Source organism: Streptomyces sp. NPDC059002, assembly GCF_042740435.1.
Taxonomy (GTDB): domain Bacteria; phylum Actinomycetota; class Actinomycetes; order Streptomycetales; family Streptomycetaceae; genus Streptomyces.
The window spans coordinates 32,886-56,595 of record NZ_JBHYJI010000064.1 but is presented as its reverse complement, the minus strand read 5'-3'; the positions used below and the strand labels follow the sequence as shown (position 1 = coordinate 56,595).

21 protein-coding genes, 1 tRNA gene and 1 pseudogene are annotated in these 23,710 nt (G+C 72.7%); 13 read left to right on the top strand and 10 right to left on the bottom strand.

Annotated features, from left to right (window positions below; translation table 11 throughout):
- From ACFWZ2_RS36495 to ACFWZ2_RS36485, 3 genes are all read left to right on the top strand, one after another.
- Positions 1-283, top strand: a 283-nt coding sequence (locus ACFWZ2_RS36495) for a pyridoxamine 5'-phosphate oxidase family protein (RefSeq protein WP_384553227.1), incomplete at its 5' end; no start/stop codon positions are given.
- A gap of 58 nt (positions 284-341) precedes the next feature.
- The gene (locus ACFWZ2_RS36490) at positions 342-719 is read left to right on the top strand and encodes an ATP-binding protein (RefSeq protein ID WP_384553236.1); all 378 of its coding nucleotides are present in this window, start codon (positions 342-344) and stop codon (positions 717-719) included.
- Positions 720-982: 263 nt separating this feature from the next.
- On the top strand, positions 983-1,333 hold the full coding sequence (locus ACFWZ2_RS36485) for an ArsR/SmtB family transcription factor (protein WP_384553225.1): 351 nt from the start codon (positions 983-985) through the stop codon (positions 1,331-1,333).
- A gap of 197 nt (positions 1,334-1,530) precedes the next feature.
- On the opposite strand, the pseudogene ACFWZ2_RS36480 reads toward ACFWZ2_RS36485, so the two are convergent.
- Together ACFWZ2_RS36480 and ACFWZ2_RS36475 are read right to left on the bottom strand one after the other, a co-directional pair.
- Positions 1,531-1,710, bottom strand: a pseudogene (locus ACFWZ2_RS36480) (transcriptional regulator); the annotation flags it as partial.
- Positions 1,711-1,752: 42 nt separating this feature from the next.
- Positions 1,753-1,926: a hypothetical protein gene (locus ACFWZ2_RS36475; RefSeq protein WP_384553223.1), complete on the bottom strand. Its 174-nt coding sequence runs from the start codon at positions 1,924-1,926 to the stop codon at positions 1,753-1,755.
- 285 nt (positions 1,927-2,211) lie between these two features.
- Between ACFWZ2_RS36475 and ACFWZ2_RS36470 the strand changes: the two genes are divergently transcribed.
- Entirely contained in the window at positions 2,212-3,066 is an 855-nt protein-coding gene (locus tag ACFWZ2_RS36470; RefSeq protein ID WP_384553221.1) for a hypothetical protein, read from the top strand.
- 24 nt (positions 3,067-3,090) lie between these two features.
- Here the strand turns inward: ACFWZ2_RS36470 and ACFWZ2_RS36465 are convergent, their stop codons facing one another.
- A complete protein-coding gene (locus ACFWZ2_RS36465) occupies positions 3,091-3,888 on the bottom strand; it encodes an SDR family NAD(P)-dependent oxidoreductase (RefSeq protein ID WP_384553219.1) in 798 nt (265 codons plus the stop codon).
- A 59-nt stretch (positions 3,889-3,947) separates the two neighbouring features.
- Here ACFWZ2_RS36465 and ACFWZ2_RS36460 point away from each other — a divergent pair, with 59 nt between their 5' ends.
- A complete protein-coding gene (locus ACFWZ2_RS36460; protein WP_384553217.1) occupies positions 3,948-4,328 on the top strand; it encodes a MerR family transcriptional regulator in 381 nt (126 codons plus the stop codon).
- 103 nt (positions 4,329-4,431) lie between these two features.
- On the opposite strand, the gene ACFWZ2_RS36455 is transcribed toward ACFWZ2_RS36460, so the two are convergent.
- A tRNA-Arg gene (locus tag ACFWZ2_RS36455) sits at positions 4,432-4,504 on the bottom strand.
- A gap of 270 nt (positions 4,505-4,774) precedes the next feature.
- Between ACFWZ2_RS36455 and ACFWZ2_RS36450 the strand changes: the two genes are divergently transcribed.
- The 7 genes from ACFWZ2_RS36450 to ACFWZ2_RS36420 all read left to right on the top strand — a co-directional run bounded on the left by ACFWZ2_RS36450 (position 4,775) and on the right by ACFWZ2_RS36420 (position 13,629).
- Positions 4,775-6,469 carry a dynamin family protein gene (locus ACFWZ2_RS36450; protein WP_384553215.1) on the top strand — a complete coding sequence of 565 codons (1,695 nt, stop codon included), beginning with the start codon at positions 4,775-4,777 and terminating at the stop codon, positions 6,467-6,469.
- Between the two features lie 4 nt (positions 6,470-6,473).
- A complete protein-coding gene (locus ACFWZ2_RS36445) occupies positions 6,474-8,303 on the top strand; it encodes a GTPase (protein ID WP_384553213.1) in 1,830 nt (609 codons plus the stop codon).
- Between the two features lie 122 nt (positions 8,304-8,425).
- Positions 8,426-8,869 (top strand): single-stranded DNA-binding protein, encoded by a 444-nt coding sequence (locus ACFWZ2_RS36440; protein WP_384553211.1) that lies wholly within the window; start codon positions 8,426-8,428, stop codon positions 8,867-8,869.
- A 337-nt stretch (positions 8,870-9,206) separates the two neighbouring features.
- On the top strand, positions 9,207-10,601 hold the full coding sequence (locus ACFWZ2_RS36435; RefSeq protein WP_384553234.1) for a Cys-Gln thioester bond-forming surface protein: 1,395 nt from the start codon (positions 9,207-9,209) through the stop codon (positions 10,599-10,601).
- Between the two features lie 232 nt (positions 10,602-10,833).
- Positions 10,834-12,498 carry an energy-dependent translational throttle protein EttA gene (gene ettA, locus ACFWZ2_RS36430; RefSeq protein ID WP_384553209.1) on the top strand — a complete coding sequence of 555 codons (1,665 nt, stop codon included), beginning with the start codon at positions 10,834-10,836 and terminating at the stop codon, positions 12,496-12,498.
- A gap of 7 nt (positions 12,499-12,505) precedes the next feature.
- Positions 12,506-12,943 carry an acyl-CoA thioesterase gene (locus ACFWZ2_RS36425; protein ID WP_384553207.1) on the top strand — a complete coding sequence of 146 codons (438 nt, stop codon included), beginning with the start codon at positions 12,506-12,508 and terminating at the stop codon, positions 12,941-12,943.
- Positions 12,940-13,629, top strand: a complete 690-nt coding sequence (locus ACFWZ2_RS36420; RefSeq protein WP_384553205.1) for a hypothetical protein — start codon at positions 12,940-12,942, stop codon at positions 13,627-13,629. The genes ACFWZ2_RS36425 and ACFWZ2_RS36420 overlap by 4 nt, the downstream gene beginning before the upstream one ends.
- A 110-nt stretch (positions 13,630-13,739) precedes the next feature.
- Here ACFWZ2_RS36420 and ACFWZ2_RS36415 read toward each other — a convergent pair whose 3' ends face one another.
- The 5 genes from ACFWZ2_RS36415 to ACFWZ2_RS36395 form a co-directional block, all read right to left on the bottom strand.
- A complete protein-coding gene (locus tag ACFWZ2_RS36415) occupies positions 13,740-14,708 on the bottom strand; it encodes an ABC transporter ATP-binding protein (RefSeq protein WP_384553203.1) in 969 nt (322 codons plus the stop codon).
- Positions 14,705-17,593 (bottom strand): FtsX-like permease family protein, encoded by a 2,889-nt coding sequence (locus tag ACFWZ2_RS36410; RefSeq protein WP_384553202.1) that lies wholly within the window; start codon positions 17,591-17,593, stop codon positions 14,705-14,707. Before ACFWZ2_RS36410 ends, ACFWZ2_RS36415 begins: the two co-directional genes overlap by 4 nt.
- Before the next feature lies 1 nt (position 17,594).
- Positions 17,595-17,798 carry a hypothetical protein gene (locus tag ACFWZ2_RS36405; protein WP_384553200.1) on the bottom strand — a complete coding sequence of 68 codons (204 nt, stop codon included), beginning with the start codon at positions 17,796-17,798 and terminating at the stop codon, positions 17,595-17,597.
- Position 17,799: 1 nt separating this feature from the next.
- Positions 17,800-20,595 (bottom strand): FtsX-like permease family protein, encoded by a 2,796-nt coding sequence (locus tag ACFWZ2_RS36400; RefSeq protein ID WP_384553198.1) that lies wholly within the window; start codon positions 20,593-20,595, stop codon positions 17,800-17,802.
- 208 nt (positions 20,596-20,803) lie between these two features.
- The gene (locus tag ACFWZ2_RS36395) at positions 20,804-21,217 is read right to left on the bottom strand and encodes a globin (protein ID WP_384553196.1); all 414 of its coding nucleotides are present in this window, start codon (positions 21,215-21,217) and stop codon (positions 20,804-20,806) included.
- A gap of 103 nt (positions 21,218-21,320) precedes the next feature.
- Here ACFWZ2_RS36395 and ACFWZ2_RS36390 point away from each other — a divergent pair, with 103 nt between their 5' ends.
- Positions 21,321-22,280 carry a methyltransferase domain-containing protein gene (locus tag ACFWZ2_RS36390; protein ID WP_384553194.1) on the top strand — a complete coding sequence of 320 codons (960 nt, stop codon included), beginning with the start codon at positions 21,321-21,323 and terminating at the stop codon, positions 22,278-22,280.
- Between the two features lie 18 nt (positions 22,281-22,298).
- On the opposite strand, the gene ACFWZ2_RS36385 is transcribed toward ACFWZ2_RS36390, so the two are convergent.
- Entirely contained in the window at positions 22,299-23,633 is a 1,335-nt protein-coding gene (locus ACFWZ2_RS36385) for an FHA domain-containing protein (RefSeq protein WP_384553192.1), read from the bottom strand.
- Between the last annotated feature and the right edge of the window lie 77 nt (positions 23,634-23,710).

The following is a 23,710-nucleotide window of genomic DNA, read 5'->3' as shown; positions in this document are numbered from 1 at the left end:
GGCCCGGCACCTGTGGGAGTTCGGCCGCCTCGTCGTACGCACCCCCGCACCCGCCGCCGCGGTCCCCGCCACCGCCACGTACCACGTCGACGAGGTCCGCACCGCGACCGGCACCGGCTGGTCCGTCACCGCCAGCGGCCCCACCGAGCTCATCACCGACCCCGACGAGGCCGCCCACTACCACCGCACCCTCCCCGCCCTGACCCACGGACCGCACGACACCCTGCTGCGCATCCACCCGCAGACCGTCGCCGGTTTCCGCCTCACCCGTGCGGAGGACTGACCCGGCCGTGACCCAGCTCGAAGCGCTGCCCTACCGCCACGTCCTGACCGTGCCGACCATGCCGTCCGCCGTCCGGCTTGCCCGCGAGACCACCGAGCACGTCCTGACCGAGCTGGGCGTGAACCCGCGCCACCCCACCGTGGGACCGGCCCTGCTGATCCTCAGCGAACTGGTCGCCAACGCCGTCCGCCACACGGCCACCGCGTCCCCGCAGACGACGGTCATCTACGCGGCGGGCGAGCACTGCCTGGCCTTCGGCGTGCACGATCGCCACCCCTACCAGCCGTCGCTGTACGGCGCGGCCACCGGCCCGGAGGCCGAACGCGGCGGCCTGGTCACCGTCATGGAACTCACCCTCGGCCTCGGCGGCACCGCCGTCGTGCGCGGCGACGCCGACGGACAGGGCAAATCGATCTGGATCACCCTGCCTCTCTAGCCGGGGCGCCCTGCCTCTCCAGCGGGATCGCTCGGCCTGTCCAGCTGGCTCGCTCTGCCTCTCCAGGTCGTATGAAGTTGCTAAAGTTGGCAACTCCTGAGTTCGTCACCATGGGGTTCAGGCGGCTGTTCCTCGCGCGCGGATTCGGTTAGGTCGGCCGCGCGGGCGAGGATAAGCCGCATGTCTGTGATGAGTGGGTGGATGCGATGCGCCGAAGTCCGGCCGGTACTGATGTGCCGGTCAGCGGGGGAGGCGATGTCGGCATGAGCACGCCGCTGTACCAATTGAAGGCCGAGTTCTTCAAGACCCTCGGCCATCCGGCGCGCATCCGCGTCCTTGAGCTGCTGAGCGAGCGCGAGCACGCGGTCGCGGAGATGCTGCCCGAGGTGGGCATCGAACCCGCGCACCTCTCCCAGCAGCTCGCGGTGCTGCGCCGGGCCAATCTGGTGGTGACCCGCAAGGAGGGCTCCACCGTCTACTACTCGCTGACCAGCCCGCACGTGGCCGAGCTGTTGAAGGTGGCGCGGACGATCCTGTCCGGCGTCCTGGCCGGTCAGGCCGAACTGCTCGCCGATCTGCGGGCGGGCCAGGGGGAGGGGAAACCGCCGTCGTAGACGGCGTCAGAGCGGCGGTCGCCTCGCGTGCGCATGGGGTTCCCCTGCTCGAGCGCAGTCGAGAGCTCGGGGAAGCCCAGCGCTGGACGGCGGGAGGCGACCGCCTTGGCCCGGCGGGGGCTTGTCGGGGAAGGGCGTGCCCCTCGTACCCCTCGTACCCCTCGTACCCCTCGTACTCCTCGTACTCCTCGTACCCCTCATGTCGCCACGTCCGCCCGGCGCAGCTCCTCCAGCAGATCCTGCTGCCCGGCCAGCAACACCGACAGGATCCGCCGCGCGGCGGCCAGCAGTTCGGCCACGTCGCCGCCGCCCAGCTCGTACACGACGGTCGACCCGGTGCGGGTGGCGGTCACGATCCCGGACCGGCGCAACACGGCCGAACTCCGCCTTCGCCTCGTACAACGGAACCGGCACCGCGCTCACCCCTCGTCCGTACCGGCACCGATGCCATGGATACGGGCCAGTCGCAGCGCATCGTCCAACTCGTCCCGCGCCACGGCCACTTCATAGGCGTCCCCGGCCTCAAGGGCTGCATCCAGCGCGGCACGCGCCGCCCGCACCCGCTCCAGGACGGCCTCGACGAACCCGCCCACCCGGCACCACCCCGCGACCTGCCCATCAAGACAACTGGCGAATTGCAGAACTCTGCAAGTCTAGGGGCGGCATGCCGAGCCCACCATGGTCGTGGTGATTGATCGGAAATGAACCGGGCCGATGAACCGGGCCGATGAACCGGGCCGATGAACCAGGCCAATGAACCAGGCCAATGAACCAGGCCGATGAACCGGGTCAATGGACCAGGTCAACGAGCCGGGTCAATGGACTAGACCAATGAGCTAAACTGTCCGACTCCCCCCACTTCATTACGTCGGAGCATCATGTCCGCCTCGTCCCCTTATCCGCCGCACCCCTACGGCCCGCCCGCCACGCCCTCCCGGCGCTGGTGGCAGCACCCGGCCCTGATCATCGTGCTGCTGGTCTTCATTCCCCCGGCCGGCATCGTGCTCGCCTGGCTGGGCACCTGGAAGCCGAAGACGAAGATCATCGCCTCGGTCCTCGCGCTCCTGTGGTTCGTGTTCATCCTCTTCCAGGACCCGCCCGAGAAGAAGGAGGCGGCGGCCGACCCGAAGCCGACGGCAACCGCCGCCCCCACCCCCTCCGAAACGACGGCCGAGCCCACGCCGACACCGACGCCGACGCCGAGCGAGGCACCCATGCCGGGCGTCGTGACGAAGACGTACGCACAGGCGTCGAGGACGATCGGCGAGCTGATCGACGGCGACATCCGCGCGTACAGCGCCTACACGGACGTAGACCTGCCCAAGAACCATGACGACTGGATCGTCTGCTTCCAGGGCCCGACGGCGGGCAAGACGCTCATACGCGCGTACGCCGACCCGACCCTGCACCTGGTGGCACCGGGCACCGCGTGCCCGAAGCGCGAGGGCACGGAGCTGCACCCGGAGCCCACGCGCGACCCTGCCCCGGACAACGGATCGACCGGCGACACCGGTACGGGCGACACCGGCACCGGCAGCGGCAGCACCGGCGGCTCCGGCTCCTCCGGCGACGACAGTTCGAGCGGCGGCGGCTCCTCGTCCTCCGGCGGCGGGGTGGGTGTGGTCCACCCCGGCTCGTTCTGCGACACCCCGGGAGCACCCGGCGTCACCAAGAAGGGCACGCCCATGATCTGCGGCCCCGGCTCCGACGGCCGCAACCGCTGGCACTCCTGAGGAACTACGGCAGGCAGGGGCCTGTCATTCGCCGATGCCCTGGCCGAATCCGCCGTCCACGGGCAGCTCCACGCCGGTGGTGAAGGTGGCGTCGACGGCCAGGTACAGCGCGGCGGCCGCGACCTCCTCCACGGTGCCTCCGCGGCCCATCGGCGTGGAGGCGTTGCCCTGTTCGATGAACTCGGCGCGCTGCTCCTCGGCCAGTTCGGCGACGCCCATGGTGGGGGTGAGGATGAAGCCGGGGGCGATCGCGTTGACGCGGATCTTGCGGGGGAGCAGCTCGGCGGCGAGCACCTTGGAGAAGGCGGCGACGGCCTCCTTCGCCCCGGAGTAGGCGCTGAGGCCGGGGAAGATCTGGTCGTTGGAGACGGTGGTGAACACGATCGAGCCGCCCTCGGACAGCAGCGGCGCCAGCCGCTGCACGGTGAAGAAGGCGCCCTTGGCGTTGACGTCGAAGATGCGGTCCCACGACTCCTCGGTGACCTCTTCGAGCGTCTGGAACTCGGCTATGCCCTGATTGACGAACAGGTAGTCGAAGCCGCCGAAGCGCTCGGCGACCTGGTTCCCGAGGGCGGCGATGGCGCCGGCGTCCGTGGCGTCGGAGCGCACCGGGTGGGCCAGCGGGGTGCCGAGCGCCGCCTGGGCCTCGGCGAGACGCTGTTCGCTGCGTCCGGTGTAGATCACTTCGGCGCCACGGTCGGTCAGGGCCTGGACGATGGCCCGGCCCATGCCGAGGGTGCCGCCGGTGACGACGGCCTTCTTGCCCGCCAGGGGCTTCGGGGCGACGGCTGAGGACTGCTGGGTGCTCTGGCTGGTAGACATGGCGGTTACGCTAAAGCTTGACATTGACGTCAGAGTCAAACTTCTGTGCCGGGAGTCACATGTTCATCGGCGAGCTGTCGAAGCGGACCGGCGTCAGCGCCAGGGGCCTTCGGTACTACGAGGAGCAAGGACTGCTGCGACCGCAGCGACGCGCCAGCGGCTACCGCGAGTTCGACGAATCCGATGTCGCCACCGTGCGCCGCATCCGCATCCTGCTCGCCGCCGGGCTGAACACCGACCTGATCCGGGAAGTGCTGCCCTGCATGGCCGACGAGGGCGCCATCCTGGCCCCCACCTGCGAAGAAATGGCCCAGGACCTCAAGAACGAACGCGAACGCCTGAGCCACTCCATCAAAGAACTCCAAGCCGCCCACACCATGCTCGACTCAATCATCCACGCAGGCGAACCAGCCACGGCCCGGGCCGACTGCGCTGGCTAGGGGCGGGGCTTCACCGGGGGCACGTCAACTACCGCACCGGACGCTGCCACAACCGTGGCGGGCGGCAGGTGGTCAGACGGTGCTGAGCTTGCACGAACATGAGCGCCCCCGGCAGGACTCGAACCTGCGGCCAAGCGCTTAGAAGGCGCCTGCTCTATCCACTGAGCTACGGGGGCCGGGTGTGGCCGGGTGGCATGGAGTCCGGATGTGGGGGAGATCCGTGACCTTGCCGGGGACAAGGATAGGGCTCCCGGGGCCCTGTCCCTGGTGCTTCGCCTCCGCGCCGTGATGTGGAGGTTCGGTGAAGCGGTCCTGATAATCGCAGGCAGGTGCGAATCTCGCATCGCTTTTGGCGTCTCACGCCCCGGGTGTTGTGCACTCGTTATGCCTGCGCCCCAGTCGCCCCTTCCATCCCCTGTGTCCGATCGGCGCGCAGAGACGCCCATATGCTTCAGAAAGCCGCCAAAATTGGGCATTCTTCGCATGTGGTGACCTTGGACGTACGGCCTCAGTTGCTTGACGCACTCTCCGCCCTGCGCGAGCGTGTCGCCGCCGCACGCTTTCCGCTCCCCCTTCCGGGGGCGCCACGCGCGCGTGCCAACCGGGATGAGCTTCTCGCGCAGCTCGATGACTATCTCGTGCCCCGGCTGAAGGCGCCCGAAGCGCCCCTCCTCGCCGTCGTCGGCGGGTCCACCGGAGCGGGCAAGTCCACCTTGGTGAACTCCCTGGTGGGGCGGCAGGTCAGCGAGGCGGGGGTGCTGCGGCCCACGACGCGTACGCCGGTGCTCGTCTGCCACCCGGACGATCACCGCTGGTTCGCGGGGATGCGCGTCCTGCCCGACCTCACGCGCGTGTGGATGCCCCAGGGACAGCCCTTGGAGGGGGATGAGGACGAAGGCGACGGCGGTGACGACGACCTTCTGGACATCGGGGGCGGGCCCGACGGCGAGCGCGCGTTGCGGATCGAGACCGCGGAGAGCCTGCCTCGGGGGCTGGCACTCCTCGACGCCCCCGACGTCGACTCGCTCGTCGCCGACAACCGGGTGCTTGCCGCCGAGCTGATCTCCGCGGCCGATGTGTGGGTCATGGTCACCACCGCGTCGCGCTACGCCGACGCCGTGCCCTGGCACCTGCTGCGTACCGCCAAGGAGCACGACGCCACCCTCGTCACCGTCCTCGACCGCGTCCCCCACCAGGTCGTGACCGAGGTGTCGCGGCAGTACGGGGCGCTGCTCGCGAAAGCGGGTCTCGGCGACGTACCGCGGTTCACCGTCCCCGAGCTGCCCGAGTCCGCGGGCGGCGGCGGGCTGCTCCCCGCCACCGCCGTCGCGCCGCTGCGCGCCTGGCTCACCCACCGCGTCCAGGAACCCGCCGCCCGCGACCAGGCCGTCGCACGCACCGCACACGGCGTCATCGGCTCGCTCAACGTACGGATGCCCGAACTCGCGAGCGCCGTCGCCGCGCAGTACGCGGCAGCGCTGCGGCTCACCTCCGCCGTCGACGAGGCGTACGAGAACGAGCACGCGCGCGTGAGGGGGCGTTTGCAGGCGGGCGGCGTGCTCGCGGGAGGCGCCCTGAAGCGGTGGCGCAGCTATCCGCTGGACTGCGGCCCCGGGGAGCTGCTCGACGCCATCGCCGAGAGCCTGGAGGCCCTGCTGCTGTGCGCCGTCACCGCAGCCGACGAACGCATCGACGAGGCCTGGCGCCGCGAACCCGCGGCGGGCGCCCAGGGGCTCGCCGACCGCGATCCGGAGGTGGAGAGCGCCGAGCACCGCATCGGGATGGCCGTCCGCAGATGGCGGCGGGTCCTTGAGGAGTACGCCGAGGAGGAGGTCCGCGGCATCGAGAGGGTCGACAAGAGCCCCCTGCCGGACCCCGAAGTGGTCGCCGCCCTCCTCGCCACCGCCCTGCTCGGCGGGCGCAGGGCGCGCGCGGCAGGCGAGATCCTCGCCGAGCGGATCGGCGCCCAGGGCGCGGTCCGGCTGCGCGACCGGGGCGGGCGTCTGCTCACCGACTACCTGGAGAAGGTGCTCGCCGCCGAACGGGAGCGGCGGCTCGCCCCCCTGGACGCCCTCGACGTCCACCCCGAACCCCAGGCCGAGCTGATCGCCGCCCTGTCCGTACTGCAGAAGGAGAGGTGACCGCATGACCGCCGTCACTGATCACGCCGATCACACCGAGCACGACGAGCGCCCCAAGCGGCAGGGACGTCCGGACGGCGGCTCCGAAGGCGCCTGGGACGACGGCCTCATCGCACGGCGCGTGGCGGGCGGACCCAGGGACTCCGGCAGCGGCTCCGACACCGGCACGCGCGCGTACGCCCCGTCCGGGACACCCACGTCGTACGAAGGGCCGCTCCGCGCGCGGCTCGACGCGCTGCGCGAGCTCGTCGGACTCTCCCGCACCCGCCTCGACGGCGGCACGCTCGCCGAGGCGGGCCGCGTCCTGGACGAGGCCGCCGCCCGGCGCCGACTCTCCGAACGGCACACCGTCGTCGCCATCGCGGGCGCCACGGGCAGCGGGAAGTCGACCCTGTTCAACGCGCTCGCCGGGGTGATGATCTCGGAGACCGGCGTGCGCAGGCCGACCACCGCCGCGCCCATCGGGTGTAGCTGGACGGACGGCGCGGCCGGGCTGCTCGACCGGCTCGGCATCCCGGGACGGCTGCGGCGGCGCCCGCTCCAGGGGGCGGGCGCCGACGATCTCCAGGGGCTCGTACTGGTCGATCTGCCCGACCACGACTCGGCGGTCGGTGAGCACCGCGAGCAGGTCGACAGGATCCTGGCGCTCGTCGACGCCGTCATCTGGGTCGTGGACCCGGAGAAGTACGCCGACGCGATGCTCCACGAGCGCTATCTGCGGCCCATGGCGGGCCATGCGGAGGTCACCTTCGTGGTGCTCAACCAGATCGACCGGCTCCCCGGGGACGCCGCCGACCAGGTGCTCGACGATCTGCGGCGGCTCCTGGATGAGGACGGCATCGCGCTCGGCGAGCACGGCGAGCCCGGCGCCACCGTCCTCGCGCTCTCCGCGCTGACCGGCGAAGGACTCGGTGAACTGCGCGACGCGCTCGGCCAGTTCACCCAGGAGCGGGGTGCCGCGGCCCGCCGGATCTCGGCCGACCTGGATGCGGCCGCCGCACGGCTGCGTCCCGTGTACGTCGACGGGGCGCCGTCGGGGCGGGGGCGCGGGCGGATCGGGCTCAGCGAGGAGGCGCGCGAGGAGTTCGCCGACCGGCTCGCGGACGCCGTGGGGGCGACCGCGGCGGGGGACGCGGCGGAGCGGTCCTGGCGCAGGAACGCGGGCAAGGCGTGCGGCGACCCCTGGCTCAGGCTGTGGCGCTGGTACGAGGCGCAGCGTGCGCCGCAGATCGGCGCGGGGCCGGTGGCGCTCGCCCCCGCGGACGAGGAGGCGACGGCGCGGCAGCGCGTGGAGCACGCCGTGCGCACGGTGGCCGACGAGGCGGCGACGGGGCTGCCCGCGCCCTGGGGGCAGGCGGTGCGGGAGGCGGCGGTGCGCGGCGCCGAGGGGCTGCCCGAGGCGCTCGACGACCTCGCGGTGACCGCGGGGGTGCCGACGGGGCGGCCGCCGCGGCCCGGCTGGTGGCCGGTCGCGGTCCTCGCGCAGGCGGCGATGACGCTGCTGCAAGTCGTGGGCGGGCTCTGGCTGGTGGGGCAGATCATCGGGATCGCCGAGCCGAACCTGGGCGTGCCGGTGCTGCTGATGCTGGCGGGCATCGTGGGCGGTCCGTGCGTGGAGTGGGCGAGCCGGATGGCGGCGCGGGGGCCCGCGCGGCGCTACGGCCTCGACGCGGAGAGGCGGTTGCGGGAGGCGGCCGCCGGGTGCGGAAGGGCGCGGGTCCTCGATCCGGTGGCGGCGGAGCTGCTGCGGTACCGCGAGGTCAGGGAGCAGTACGTGCGGGTGGCGGGGGCGCCGGGCGGCGTATCCATGGCGGGAAATCCCCCCATCGGGTGACGGAGTTTTCCACAACTGGGCGGTAGCACACAGCGCTCAGCGGGCTCGGCCCGACCGGTGCAATCTGAGATCGCAGCCGCGACGAGCGCGGCGGCGGAACGGATGCACGGGAGGGGCTCGGCATGAGCGAGACGATGGTGACGGTGGTGGGGAACGTCGCGACGACGCCGGTGTACCGGGAGTTGCCGACGGGACCGGTGGCGAGATTTCGCCTCGCGGTGACCACGCGGAAGTACGACCGCGTGCAGGACACGTGGTCCGACGGGCACACGAACTTCTTCACCGTGTGGGCCTGGCGGGCGCTGGGGACCAATGTCCAGGGATCCGTGTCGGTGGGTGAACCGGTCATTGTTCAGGGGCGGTTGAAGGTGCGCGACGAGGAGCGCGGTGGGCAGCACTGGACGTCGGCGGACATCGAGGCACTGGCCATCGGGCACGATCTGTCGCGCGGTACGGCGGCGTTCCGCCGGGTGTTCAAGGCGAACCCGGCGCTGACGGAACCGACGGCCGAGCGGGGCGGGCAGCGCGCCGAGGAGCCGGACGGAGAGCCCGCATCCGTGGGGTGATGGTGCGTCAGGAACGCATATGGAGCGGGCGACCGATGTGCGGCTTATCGGCGAATGAATGCCGTTGATTTGTCGATAAGCCCAGCTCGGAGCGGGTGTTGGGGATAACGATTCCGATTCGGATCGGCTGTCCCGTGACATCACCGGGGATGATGGTGTGCCGCTTCCTTAGGATGCCGGGGGTAACTCACGGGGCAGTTGGCAGGCGATGTCACGCAGGTGACAGATGATCCTGCCCCTTTCAATCTGCTGGCGGGACCACCCCCCTCATGCGAACGGGTCCCGCCCGGAGGGGAATTCAGTGTTTTCAGCGTTTTCTGCGCGTACCGCGTCGTCCATACGGGGCCGTGGCCTCGGGGCCCGCCTCGCCGTCGTGGCGGCGGCCTCGGGGCTCGTCGCGGCGGGCGCGATAGCCGGCGCGGGTGCGGCCGCGGCGGAAGAGGCGCCGCAGCACCGGGGCGGTGCGGTCGCGACGCTGGGCGGCCTGCAGACGTACGGCCAGGCCGTCATCCGGGACGGCGGCAGCTCGGAGCAGGTGCCCGCGGGCCTCTTCGAGATGTCCGTGGAGAACGGCGGCACCCTGCAGACGTACTGCATCGACATCAACAACCCCACGCAGAAGGACGCCAAGTACCAGGAGACCCCCTGGAGCGGCACCTCGCTGAACGGCAACCGCGACGCGGGCAAGATCCGCTGGATCCTCCAGCACTCCTACCCGCAGGTGAACGACCTCGCCGCGCTCGCCAGGAAGGCGGGCGCGCGGTCCCTCACCGAGGAGACCGCCGCGGCCGGCACCCAGGTGGCGATCTGGCGGTACTCGGACGGCGCCAAGGTCGACGCCGTCGACCCGCAGGCCGAGAAGCTCGCCGACTATCTGTACAAGAGCGCGCGCAGCAGCGCGGAGCCCAAGGCGTCGCTCACACTCGAACCGCCCGCCGTCTCCGGACGCCCGGGGGAGCGGATCGGCCCGGTCACCGTGCGGACGGACGCGGACGCCGTCACCGTGACGCCGCCCGCCGACACCGCGGCCAGCGGTGTGAAGGTCGTCGGCAAGAACGGCAAGCCCGTGAAGTCCGCGGCCAACGGCAGCCGCCTCTACTTCGACGTGCCGAAGGACGCGCCGGACGGCTCGGCCGCGCTCTCCGTGCAGGCGTCGACCACCGTGCCGGTCGGACGCGCCTTCGCCTCCGAGACCAGGAGCCAGACGCAGATACTCGCGGGTTCCAGCGAGTCGACGGTCTCGGCGACGGCGACCGCCAACTGGGCCGAGAAGGGCGCGATACCGGCGCTGTCGGCGGAGAAGAACTGCGCCAAGAGCGGCGTGGACATCACGGCGAGCAACAAGGGCGACCAGCCGTTCACCTTCCGGCTCATGGGCTTCAAGCACACCATCAAGGCCGGTGCGTCGCAGACCGTGACGATCCCGCTGCAGGAGGACCAGCCCTACGACTTCACGATCAAGGGTCCCAACGGCTTCCAGAAGCGCTTCAAGGGAGTGCTCGACTGCCGGACCGAAGGCGCCTCGATCGGCAACAAGACACAGCCCATGTCCCAGCCGAGCCCCGCGTCCGCGGGCGGCACCTCCGGCGGCGGCGACCTGGCCGAGACCGGCAGCTCCAGCAACACACCATTGATCGCGGGCGTCGCGGTGGCCTTCGTCCTGGTCGGCGGAGTGGCGGTGTTCCTCCTGCGCAAGAAGAAGGACCCGGCGCAGACGCAGAGCGAAGACTGAGGGGACTGAGGGGACTGAGGGCGTAAGAGAGAGGACTGAGGGCGCAAGAGAGCGGCGAATGGGCTTGTAGTCGCTCGACTACAGGGCGCGAGGAGAGGCCTCGCCGGGGAGTGTGGTCCCGGCGAGAGGCGTGATCCCGGCGGAGGCGGAAACTATCCGGTTTCCGCCGGGGGGTGGCCGTACGGCAAGATGGGGTGTATCTGCCCACTCACTGATTGCCGGACGGTTTCTCTTGGCTGAGTACATCTACACCATGCGCAAGACGCGCAAGGCGCACGGCGACAAGGTGATCCTCGATGACGTCACCTTGAGCTTCCTTCCTGGCGCGAAGATCGGTGTCGTGGGCCCCAACGGCGCCGGTAAGTCCACGGTGCTGAAGATCATGGCGGGGCTTGAGCAGCCGTCGAACGGTGACGCGTTCCTGTCGCCGGGGTTCAGCGTCGGCATCCTCATGCAGGAGCCGAAGCTCGACGAGTCGAAGACCGTTCTGGAGAACGTCCAGGACGGTGCCGCCGAGGTCATGGGCAAGCTCAAGCGCTTCAACGAGGTCGCCGAGCTGATGGCGACCGACTACTCGGACGCGCTCATGGAGGAGATGGGCAAGCTCCAGGAGGACCTGGACCACGCCAACGCGTGGGACCTGGACGCCCAGCTCGAGCAGGCCATGGACGCGCTGGGCTGCCCGCCCGGCGACTGGCCCGTCACCAACCTCTCCGGTGGTGAGAAGCGCCGCGTCGCGCTCTGCAAGCTCCTCATCGAGGCGCCCGACCTGCTGCTCCTCGACGAGCCCACCAACCACCTCGACGCCGAGTCGGTGAACTGGCTGGAGCAGCACCTCTCCAAGTACGCCGGTGCTGTCGTCGCGGTCACCCACGACCGGTACTTCCTGGACAACGTCGCCGAGTGGATCCTCGAGCTGGACCGCGGCCGCGCGCACCCGTACGAGGGCAACTACTCCACGTACCTGGAGAAGAAGCAGTCCCGTCTCAAGGTCGAGGGCCAGAAGGACGCCAAGCGTGCGAAGCGTCTGAAGGAAGAGCTCGAGTGGGTGCGGTCCAACGCCAAGGGGCGTCAGGCCAAGTCCAAGGCGCGTCTGGCGCGCTACGAGGAGATGGCCGCCGAGGCGGACAAGATGCGGAAGCTGGACTTCGAGGAGATCCAGATCCCGCCGGGCCCGCGTCTGGGCAACATCGTCGTCGAGGTCGAGAACCTCTCCAAGGCCTTCGGTGACAAGGTCCTCATCGACGACCTGAGCTTCACGCTGCCGCGCAACGGCATCGTCGGCATCATCGGTCCGAACGGCGCGGGCAAGACCACGCTGTTCAAGATGATCCAGGGCCTGGAGAGGCCGGACTCCGGCAAGATCCGGATCGGTGACACGGTCAAGGTCAGCTATGTCGACCAGGGCCGCGCCAACATCGACCCGAAGAAGACGCTGTGGGCCGTCGTCTCGGACGAGCTGGACTACATCAACGTCGGTCAGGTCGAGATGCCCTCGCGTGCGTACGTGAGCGCCTTCGGCTTCAAGGGTCCGGACCAGCAGAAGCCCGCGGGGGTGCTCTCCGGTGGTGAGCGCAACCGCCTCAACCTGGCGCTGACCCTCAAGGAGGGCGGCAACCTGCTGCTCCTCGACGAGCCGACGAACGACCTGGACGTCGAGACCCTGTCCTCGCTGGAGAACGCGCTCCTGGAGTTCCCGGGTGCCGCTGTCGTGATCTCCCACGACCGGTGGTTCCTGGACCGAGTGGCCACGCACATCCTGGCGTACGAGGGCGACTCCAAGTGGTACTGGTTCGAGGGCAACTTCGAGTCGTACGAGAAGAACAAGATCGAGCGTCTGGGTGCCGACGCGGCCCGTCCGCACCGTGCCACCTACAAGAAGCTCACCCGGGGCTGACACTGACATGAGTCGGCATATCTACAGCTGCCCCATGCGGTGGTCGGACATGGATGCCTTCGGGCACGTCAACAACGCGGTCTTCCTGCGGTACTTGGAAGAGGCGCGGATCGACTTCATGTTCCGGATCGCACCGGGTGACGGCAGCCCCTCGTTCTCGGGCGGGTCCGTCGTGGCCCGTCATGAGATCGACTACGTACGGCCGTTGGTGCACCGGCACGAGCCGGTCACCATCGAGTCGTGGGTGACGAAGATAGGCGCGGCATCGCTCACGATCTCGTACGAGGTCAAGGACCCCGAGCAGGTGTACGTGCGGGCCTCCACGGTCGTCGTGCCCTTCAACCTGGAGGCGCAGCGGCCCCGGCGGATCACCGCCGAGGAGAAGGCCGTGCTCGAGGAGTATCTGGACGACGCCGAGGGTGGCTCGGGGGCGCTTGCCGCATGACTGCGCGGCTGCACTTCGCCGACGCCGGGGAGGCGGCCGATCTGGCCGCCTTCCTGGCCCGGCTGATCCACTACGACAAGGCTGCCGCGGTGCGGCTGCAGGCCGCCGGGGACACGCTTGCCGTGTTCGGGCGGCCGCCGTCGTTCGAGGTGCTCGCGATTCGTACGGCGCGGCTCGCCAAGCCGTACGAGGACGGGCTCGACACGACGCTCGACGTCACCGTCTCCGCCGGTGAACTCCTGGAGTCCGTGGCCGAGTCGGCCGAATCCGTGCAGACGGCGGGTGTCGCCGATGTGCCGGAGGCCGTGACCGGGCCGCCGTGGGCCGGGGTGCTTCCGCCGCGCGGCGGCTGGCGGCAGGAACCGGGGCTTCCGGCTCCGGAGGCGGTGCGGGGCCTGGTGGCGGCCGCCGTCGCCGAATTCAAGGCGCGCGTCGAGGAGTTGCCGCAGGAGCGGCGGGTGCGGGCTGAGCTCGACCGGGTGGGTCGGGAGATCTGGTCCAGGACGATCGGGGAGACGGGGCTTCCGGTGCGGGTCGCTCATGCCGCGCAGGGTTTGGGGTTCTTGCGGGGGGACGCGCTGACCTTGCTGTCTTCGGGGGCTTGGCTGCGTCTGCGTACGGCTTATGGGTCTGTCGCTGTTCGGCGGGCCGCCGGTGTCGGGGGACTTTCGCTCACGCCCACGTAAGCGACACCCGGCACCGTGGGTTGTGCCCACCCTTCCCCAAGCTCTCGGCTTCGCTCGAGCAGGGGAGACCCCACTCGCCGTGCGGAACGCCTGCCCACAACAGCGGCAGCTCAGTCCCGGTCGTCGGGCCAGACGCCGATGTGGTCCCGCTCCAGTTCCAGCGCCACCCTGTCCCGCATGTCCAGTGCCGCCGTGTACTCGGCGGGCAGTTGCAGGCGGCCCGCGCGGTCCAGCATCGCGTACTCGCGGGAGATCAGGGACTCCTGGCCCGTCGACGCGTCGACCTCCGTGCGGCGCAGGACCTCCGTGGAGGTGCGGCCGTCGCGGATGGCGACCGTGCGGCGGACCTCGGAGGCGACCGCCTGGTCGTGGGTGACGATGACGATCGTGGTGCCGAGTTCCTCGTTCGCGGTGCGGAACGCGGCGAAGATCTGTTCCGCCGTGTGCGAGTCCAGCTCGCCGGTGGGTTCGTCGGCGAGGAGCACCGCGGGGTCGTTGGCCAGGGCCACCGCGATCGCGACGCGCTGCTGCTGGCCGCCGGACATCTGGTGCGGGCGGCGGTCGCGGCAGTCGGCGACCTTCAGCAACTCAAGGAGCCGGTCGGCGCGTTCGGCCTTCGCCCGCTTCGAGAGGGCCGAGCGGCCGCGCAACTGCATGGGCAGCGCGACGTTCTGAATCGCCGTCAGATAGGGCAGCAGGTTGCGGGCGGTCTGCTGCCATACGAAGCCGACCACCTCGCGGCGGTAGTGCAGGCGTTCCTTCGCGCCCATGCCGAGCAGGTCGCGGCCCGCGACGCGCGCCGCGCCCGCGGTCGGCTCGTCGAGGCCCGCGAGGATGTTCATCAGCGTCGACTTGCCGCTGCCCGACGCGCCGACCAAGGCCATCAACTCGCCGTCGCGGACCAGCAGATCGAGGCCCTGGAGCGCCTGCACCTCGACGCCGTCGGTGGCGAAGACACGGACGAGGCGGTCGCAGGTGATCAGTGCGTCGTGGCCGTAGGCGGGGCGGTCGCGGTGCGCGGTGGCCCGTGCCTCCAGCTCGGCGAGCGAGGGGACGGACGCGGCGGAGGTGTCGGTCATCGGTTGTCTCCAGTCCTCAGGTCGACGGCGGCCGTGCGCCGGGTGGTCCACCACGCCTGGACGAACGCCACCCCGGCGACGAGCGCGACGACGCCCGCCGCGGGCAGCAGCAGCGACCAGGGGTCGGCCCGCAGCGTGATGTCGCCGAGGCCGGTGAGGCCGCCGTGCGCGGCCAGTGCGATGCGGCGCAGATCGAGCCCCTCCGCGAGCAGGGCGATCGCCGCCCACCCCGCGAGGACCCCGCCGACGGCCGCGAGCAGCGCCTGCGGCAGGGCCTCGAGCGCGAGGAGCCGACGGCCCTGGCGCGCGCTCAGGCCCATGGTGCGCAGCCGGCCGAGGAGCGTGGCGCGGCGGGGCGCGGACTGCAGCAGGGAGAGCAGGACGGCGAGCGCGGCGTATCCGGCGGCCGCGGCGACGGCGGCCGCGTAGACGCGTTCGGCGCCGGATTGCAGGGGGGAGCTGGTGAGGGCGGCGCGCGCGTCGGCGCGGATGTCGATCTTGACCGCGCCCGGGTCTGTGCCTGTGCCAGTGCCAGTGCCTGTGCCCGACTCAGGCCCCGCCTCCACCTCCGCCCCCGCCCGTCCCGCCGCCCCCGCGACCGCCTCCCGCGTGATGCCGTCGCCCGTCGCGAGCAGTGCCGTGTCCTTGGCCCGGGGCAGGCCCGCGCGGTCGATCAGGAGGAAGGTGCCCTGGGTGGGGAGTGCGGGGGTGGTCGTGCGGATCGGGCCGACCTTCGCGGTGAAGGTGCCGGAGGGGGTACGGAAGGTGTGGGCGGTGGTGCCGAGGCGGCGGGCGACGTCGGGTGACGCGACGGCGGGCAGCGGCGCCGACTTCGCGGCCGCGAGGTCCGTCCTGGTCAGCGGGCCGAGCCCGGTCGTGCCCGTCAGCCGTGCGTACGTCGTGGGGTCCACCGCGACCAGCACGGCGGACGAGCCGTCGGGCAGCGTCAGGTTCCAGTCGATGTGGACGGCCGCGACGTCGCGCACCCCGGAGGCCTTGCGCAGCTCGGCGGCGAGGGCTGCGGGCAGCGGGGCGTCGGAGCGCTGCACGCGGGCGTCCGCGCCGACCGTGAGGAGCGCCGTGCGGTCCCGGGCGTCGTGCACACCGGCCAGCACCGAACCGCCGAAGGCCGCCGTCGTCAGCGCGAGCAACAGGCCGAGCAGCGGCAGGACATGGGCGGCGGAGGCCCGCCCCGCGCTCGCCATCGACAGGAAGCCGAGCGCGCCGCGCCGTCGCGCGAACGGGCGGGCGAGGAGGCGCAGAGGAAGGGGATACAGGCGTACGAGAAGGAGTGCGGCGATGCAGCCGATGAGCACGGGGGCGGCGCTGACCAGCCAGTCCGCCGAGCCGACGCCCGAGCCGGAGCCTCCGCTTCCCGACGCGGAGCCGGACGCGGAGCCTGTCCCGGACCCCGACGCGGAGCCTGTTCCGGACCCCGACGCGGAGCCACCCCCCGTCCCCCGCCTCCGCAGCGTCACCACCGCCCCCACCGCAACGACGAGCAGCACCAGTTCGGCCACCGTCCGGCGCCGCGAGGGGCGGGCCGTCAGGACGTCGTCGCGTTCCGCGTGCACGCGCGGTCTGCGGTGCGCGAACGCCGTCCGCACCGGGAGCACCGCGCAGGCGAGCACGCACACACCGGCCGCCGCCCAAAGGGAAGGGGCCACGCGCGCGTGCGGCACGGCGAGTACCGCGAGCAGCAGGCCGACGCCCGCCGCGGGCACCACCACCACGGACGTCTCGGCGAGCAGCCGTCCCGCGATGCCGCGCAGGGAGCCGCCGCGCGAACGCAGCAGCGCCAGTTCGCCGTTCCTGCGGGCCGCGCTCAGCGCGCAGGTCATCAGGAGAACGACGGCCGCGATCCCGCCGACGCCGTACGCCGCCACGGCGACGACCGGGGCGACCGCGTCGCGCAGGACCGCGTGCTCCGTGAGGACCTTGTCGAGGTCGGTGGAGACCAGGGCGTCCGGGTGCGTGAGGTCGCGCAGCCGGGTGAGCAGCGGTCCGCCCTCCAGGGAGGCGATGCGCGCCTTGAGCGGGGTCAGGTCGCGGGCGGTGAGGCCGCTGGAGACGGGGGCGACGCGCCAGTACCGCTGCGGGTTCTGGTCCACGGCGGGCAGGAACGCGCCCGCCTCGGGGGCGAGGAGCAGCCCGGCGTGCCAGAGCTTGGGTTGCGGGGCCCGGGTCGGGGCGAGCTCCTCGGCGGGGGTGCGCAGCACGGGGTCGTACGACCAGTAGGCGGACCCGGGCCGCAGGGGTTCGACGATGCCGGTGATCCGGACGGTGACGCGCGGGCCCGAGACGGACGGCAGGTGCAGGTCCGTGCCGACCCGCAGCTTCATCACCCGTGCGGTGTCCGCGGTCACGGCCGCCTCGACGCCGCGGCTGTCCGACGTGACGCCCTCGCCGCGGGGCAGCCTGCCCTCCCGCACGCGCGCGTGCCGGTCGAGTCCGGCCTGGGCGGCCAGCGTGAACTGGGACGGGGGATCATCGAGCCTGGGCAGCCAACGGTCGAGGCCGGGCGGTGACTTGACGGTCCGCGTGCCGTACGTCGACTGTGCGGCGTCCACCCGGATCGGTGCGGGCATGGCCGTGAGCGTCCGCGCGTACTGCCTGCCCAGCGGTCCCGGGCGCAGCGCGTCCTCGCGGTCGCGCTGGTCGGCTTCGAGGCCCGGTGCACGGGCGGTGAGTTCGATGCCGGTGCGGGCGGGGCCCGCGTCGGCGACGGCGGTGCGGACGGCGTCGTTCTCGTACGCCTCGACGGCCCGCGGGAAGAGCGCGGCGAGAAACGCGGTCACCACCACGAGCGCGCCCAGCGCGACCGCGGCACCGGGGGCGGCACGCAGCCGGGTGCGGATCCAGGGGGCAACGGCGGGTGCGGGCACGTCAGTTGCCTCCCTGCGTGGCGCGGAGGTGCCGGGGGGTTGCGGCGATCGGCACCGGCACCTCCACCAGCACCGGAACCTCGACCAGCACCGGCACCTCCACCGGCACCGGAACCTCCACCAGCACCGGCACCGGAACCTCCACCGGCACCGACGCAACGCGCAGCCCGATACGGCCCCGAGTGGCAACAGCGGATACGGGCACGTCAATTGCCCCCTTCGTGGCGCAAGGACACCGTGGGATCGCCGCGGCGCAGGGAGAGGGCCGTGATGATCAGGAGGGGGACCGTGGCCGTCGCGGCGAGGAGAGTGATGACGCGGGCCGCCGGGAGTTCGACCAGGACGGGCGGCACCGGCTGGGTGGCCTCGCCGGTGAGGACGATCAGGGGGACCACGGCGCGGGTCAGGACCGCGCCGAGGCCGAGGCCGACGAGCAGCGCGAGGCCGAGCAGGAAGCCCTGTTCCGCGGCGATGAGGCGGGCCAGTTGGCGGCGTGGTGCGCCGAGCGCGCGGAGCACCGCGAACTCCGCGGTCCGCTCGCGCAGCGACCCCGCCGCGCTCACCGCGAAGCCGACCGCGGCGAGGGCGGCGGCGGCCGCGGCCACCGCGAGCAGCGCGGACTGCGGGCCCGCGCCGAGCGGGTCGTCGCGCAGCTCCGCGGCGATCTCGTCGCGCACCAGGACCTGTTCGGGGTCGATGTCGGGGCGGGCGCGCAGTGCCGTGGCCGCCTCGGCGGCCTTGCCGGGGCGGGTGGTGAGCCACCACTCCGAGGGGGCGAGCGGCTTCGCGCCGTTCCTGGTGATGCGGGCGTCGAGGCTCGGCAGGTCGACCAGGACGGCGCCGCTGTCGGGTCCCGCGGATCGGTCGGAGCCCTCCGCGGGCCCCGACGTCGGCAGGTCGGGGACGGCCTTCGCGATCCGTACCTGTACGTCACGGCTCCCGGCCGGGACCTCGATCAGGTCGCCGACCCGTGCGCCGCTCGCGCGCAGGAACGGCTCCGTGACCACGGCCCGGAGTTGCGAACCGGCTTTCCCCGACGGCCGGTTCGGGGCGAGTGCCGAGGCGATCGTGTCCCGGTCCCCGCGGTCGCCGCGGGTCAGCAGCCCGGGCGCGGCCTTCGCGGTGTCGAGCGCGAGGACCGTCGCCCGGCGGTCGTCCGACAGGTTCATGGTGTCGCGTACGGCGGCCGCGGCGGCGCGCACGCCGGGCAACCCGGCGAAGACGCGCTCCTGTTGGCCGTCCGGCACCCGGCTGCCGAGCACCCGGATCTGGGTGCCCGCGCGGAAGTCCGCCTGGTCTTCCTGCGACCGGTCCCACGACGCGCCCTGCCCGATCGCCAGCATGCCCATCGCGACGGCGAGCACCAGGAGCAGTACGGGCCCGGCGCCGCGCAACGGCCGCCTGCTGAGCTGCCAGCCCGCGAGCGCCCCGGGCAGACCCCGGCCGCGGGCCGCGCGGCGCTCGGCGAGCCGGGCGGCGGGCGGCAGCAGGCGCAGGGTCACGACGGTGCCGGCGAGGAGGGCGAGGGCGGGCGCGGCGACCAGGAGCGGGTCGATGCCGAGCCGCCCGCCCCGGTCGTCGCTGAGCGCCCCGGTGCCCGAAGTCCTGCTGTCCAGCTGCCAGTACGCGACGGCGGCGATGACCAGCAGCCCCACATCCGCACCGGCCCGCAGCGGCGCGGGCAGCGCGGGTGCCCGCACGGACCGGCGTATGCCCGAAGCGGCCGAAAGGGCGGGGGCGACGACGGCGAGCGCGCAGCCGAGGGCGGTGACCAGGCCCGCGAGCCACACGCCGGTGCCCGCCGACACGTCGAGGCGAAGGCCCGTCCGGGACAGTGCGCCCTGTCCGGCGAGCAGCCGCGTCGCCGGGCCCGCGAGCAGCGGTGCGGCGACGGCCGCGGGCAGCGCGAGGAGCAGGGCCTCGACGGCGGCGAGCCAGGCGATCCGGCCGCGCGCACCGCCGCGGGCGAGCAGCAGTTCGGTCTCGCCGCCGCGCTCCGTGCTGAGCAGCCGGGCCACGAGCAGCAGCGCGTACCCGGCGAGCATGATGAGCTGGAGGGCGACGATCAGCAGGGTGGAACGGGAGACGAGCAGGGCGCGTTCGGCCCGGTCGAGGACCTCGGGGAGCGCGGTGTCGGCGCTCGGATTGCCGCCCAGGGCACGGTTGTCGGCGAGCGCGGCGGGGCCCTTGGCCGCGGCGGTGCGCAGCGCGTCGACGCGGCCCGTGGTCACGGCGCCGAAGTCGGCGGTGGCCAGCCACTGGGTGCCCTCCGTCGAGACGCGTGACCCGGTGAGCACCGAGGGGGCGACGAGCAGCGGACCGTACGTCATGAAGACGCCCTTGCGCATGCCGCGCCCGCCGAGCTCGTCGAGCTGCCAGTACGGGTCCGCGGCGTCGGCGGGGCGGTAGACGCCGGTGACGCGGACGGTGACCTTCGGTCCCGTCAGACGGTCGGTGAGGGTGAAGGGGGCCGCGCCGGGGCCGAGCCGCAGCTTGGCGGCGGCGGTCTCCGGCAGGGCCACCTCGACCGGGCCCTTGGTCCCGCCGGCCGGCCAACTGCCCTTGGTCAGGCGGATCCTGGACCGGTCGAGCGCCGCGAGGCGGGTGAGGTCGGGCTGTTCGCCGCGTTCGCCGCGTTCGCCGCGTTCGCCGCGTTCGCCGCGCTCGCCGCGCTCGGCGCGGCCGGTGTCCGGCAGTGCGTAGGTCTCCGAGCGGGCGAGGGAGCGCAGCCGTACGGGAAGCCCGTCGAAGGTGCGCTCGGCGCCCTTCCGCACCTCGTGCCGCGCCGACTCGTCCTGGCCGGGCGGGACTTGGGTGCGTACGACGAGCGCGGCCTGGGCCGCCGAGCGGGTGCGCAGGCTCTGCCGCAGGGCCGCGTCGCCGATCGCACCGGAGAACGCGGTCAGGGTGGCGAGCACCACCGTGGTCAGCAGGACGGCGAGGAGGGCCGCGGCGAGCAGCAGACGGTGTGCGCGTACGCGCAGGAACACGAACCCCGTCACTCTGTAGCCCCCCGTGCCCTGCCGTACGTGTGCGGGTGCCGCGTGCGTACGTGTGCCTGTGGTCTGCCCCCCGGCGGTCCTTTGGGATGTTTTCAGAGGGCAGGCAGTTTGGGGAAGGGGTCAGAAGGGCACGGAGGGTGGCCCTCGGGGTTCAGGCCCCGGAGGCCCCACCTCCTGGAGGTCACCCCGTGGGGTCACCCCCCGGAGGTCACCCCTCGGAGTTGACCATGGACGCCGCCGCGTACGTCAGGTAGTTCCACAGCGTCCGCTCGTGCTCCTCGGAGAGGCCGAGCTCGTCGACCGCCGCGCGCATGTGCTTCAGCCAGGCGTCGTGCGCCGCCCTGTCGACCGTGAACGGCGCGTGCCGCATGCGGAGGCGGGGGTGGCCCCGGTGGTCGCTGTAGGTGCGGGGGCCGCCCCAGTACTGCATCAGGAACAGCGCGAGCCGCTCCTCGGCGGGACCGAGGTCCTCCTCCGGGTACATGGGCCGCAGCAGCGGGTCCTCCGCGATCCCCTGGTAGAAGAGGTGGACCAGGCGCCGGAAGGTCTTCTCGCCGCCGACCTGCTCGTAGAAGGTCTGCTCCTGAAGCGTGCCGCGTGGGATCTCTTTCACACCGTCCATGGTCTCAGACGGGGCGGCCGAGTACCGAAGGCTTAGGACCCTGCCCCGGAGCGCCCCCGCCCCGCCACTCGCATCGGCGGCGACGGCGCAGCACAGTGGACTCATGGAACCCGACGCTGCACTCGCCGCGGAGGCGCGGGCCGCCCTCGTGCGTGAGATCGACGTGACCGGGGTCTGGCGGGGCGATTCCGGCTGGCGTGCGGCGTTCGAGGCCGTGCCGCGGCATGTGTTCGTGCCGTACTACTACGTCAACGCGGGCGGCGGCTACGAGCGGCTGTGGTGCGAGGACCCGGACGCCACCAGGCGGCGGCGCTGGCTGCGCGGGGCGTACGCGGACGCGCCGCTGGCCACCCGGGTGCGCGACGGCGATCTGGTGTCGTCGAGCAGCCAGCCGTCCCTGATGGCGAAGATGCTCGACGAGCTGGCGGTGCGCCCGGGGGACCGGGTCCTGGAGATCGGCGCGGGCACCGGCTACAACGCGGCGCTGCTCGCGCACCGGCTGGGCGACGACCACGTCACGACCGTCGACCTCGACCCGGAGATCACCGAGTCCGCGCGGCGGCACCTGGCGGCCGCGGGCTACCGTCCGGCCGTGGTGACCGGCGACGGGGCGGCCGGCTGCCCCGAGCACGCCCCGTACGACCGGATCATCGCCACCTGCACCCTGACCTCGGTGCCCAGGGCCTGGCTCGCCCAGTGCCGTCCCGGCGCCCGGATCCTCGCGCCGCTCGCCACCGGCCTGATCACGCTGACCGTGCGGGACGCGGAGTACGCCGAGGGCCGCTTCCTGCACACGCCCGCCTACTTCGTGCCGCTGCGCGGCGGCAGCGGAAGGGCCCCGCACGAGCAGCACATCGGGGGGCTGCCGCGCAGGGCCCTGCAGAACGAGCTCTTCCGTTTTCTCCTGGAGCTGACCGCGGACAGCCTTGATCCCCATGAGGCGCTCGCGCTGTGGCAGCGCGAGGGGCGGCCGGTGCGCGAGCGCTTCGGGATCACCGTGAGCGGTCCCTATGCGTGGGCCTGGCTCGACGACCCCGAAGGGCCGTACGCCTGGCCGCTGTGACCGCCCGCCGCCGCGGACTCAGTCGCGGCGGACCGTGATGGTCGTCCAGGCGCCCACGTGCACCTGGTCGCCGTCCTGGAGCGGGACGGGGACGAACGGCTGGATGGGCTCCTCGCCGTGGTTGACCGTGGTGCCGTTCGTGGAGTTCTGGTCGACGACCGCCCAGGTGCTGTCCGGCTGCTGGACCAGGACCGCGTGCTGGTGCGATACGCCCGGGTCCTCCGGCGGCACCGACAGGTCGATGTCCGGGGTGTCGCCCGTGGAGTGCCTGCGGCGGCCGATGGTGATCTGGTTGCCGACCAGCGGACGCTGCTGTTCCGGCGAGTACGCGGGCAGGTTCAGGCCCGATGCCTCGGGGCCGCTGCGCTGCATCATCGCCATGAAGTACTCACGGTCGGGACCGATCGTCGCCGTCCACGTGCCGGGGCCCTGCGCGGCCTGCGGCTGCGGGGGACCCTGCTGGAACGGGTCCTGCGGCTGCACGGGGGCCTGCGGGAACGGGTCCTGCGGCTGCGCGGGAGCCTGCGGGAACGGATCCTGCTGGGCCGGGGCCGAGGGCGGCGAGATCACCCAGTCGTCGCCTCCGCCGCCGAAGGACGGGCCGCCGGTGCCGGGGCCCGTGGGACCGGGCGGCGGCGGGGGCGGGCCCTGCGGGGCGCCCGTCTCCTGCGGGAACGCGGGCGGCGCGGGCGGGCCGGGCGGACCGGGCTGCTGGAACGCCTGCGGGGCGCCGGGCGGCACCTGACCGGGGCCGGGCGGCCGACCCGGACCCGGCTGGCCGGGACCCGCCGGGCCGGGACCGGGCTGGCCGGGACCCGGCTGGCCGAGGCCGTTGCCGCCGTTGCCCGCACCGGTGCCGTTGCCGAACGGCGGGATCGGCTCGGCGGGCCGGTTCACCTGCGAGGGGCGCGAGCCCTGGTACTCGTATCCCGGTCCCGGCGGCTGCTGGAACTGCTGCGCGGGGTTCGGCCCGGGCGGCGGCATGCCGGGGCCGGGGCCGCCGTGCGTGCCGGGAATCGGCGGGTTCGGCGCGGCCGGGGTGTACGAGGTGGCCGTGTTCGTCAGGAAGTTCCAGCGGCACTCCTCGCAGAACGGCGCGTTCGCCTCGCGGGGCGTGCGGCACTGCGGGCAGAGCTCCGCCTCGGGCACCGGGTCCGGCACGGCGGCCAGATGCGGGCGCGGCGGCGCGGGCTGCGGGAAGCCCGGGTCCTGACCGGGCGGCGGCGGGGGATAGCCGTACCCGGCCGCGGGCGGCGGCGGGGGCGGCGGAGGCACGGCACCGGCCATGCGGTGACCGCAGACCTCGCACCAGTCGTCGGAACCCGACTGGTGTCCGTTCGGGCAGGTCGGCATGTCGGCGCTTCCCCCTCTCCTTCTCCGGCCCGAGGGCCGTGTACTGCGCTTTTCGCTTACGGAATTGCTGGTGGAGC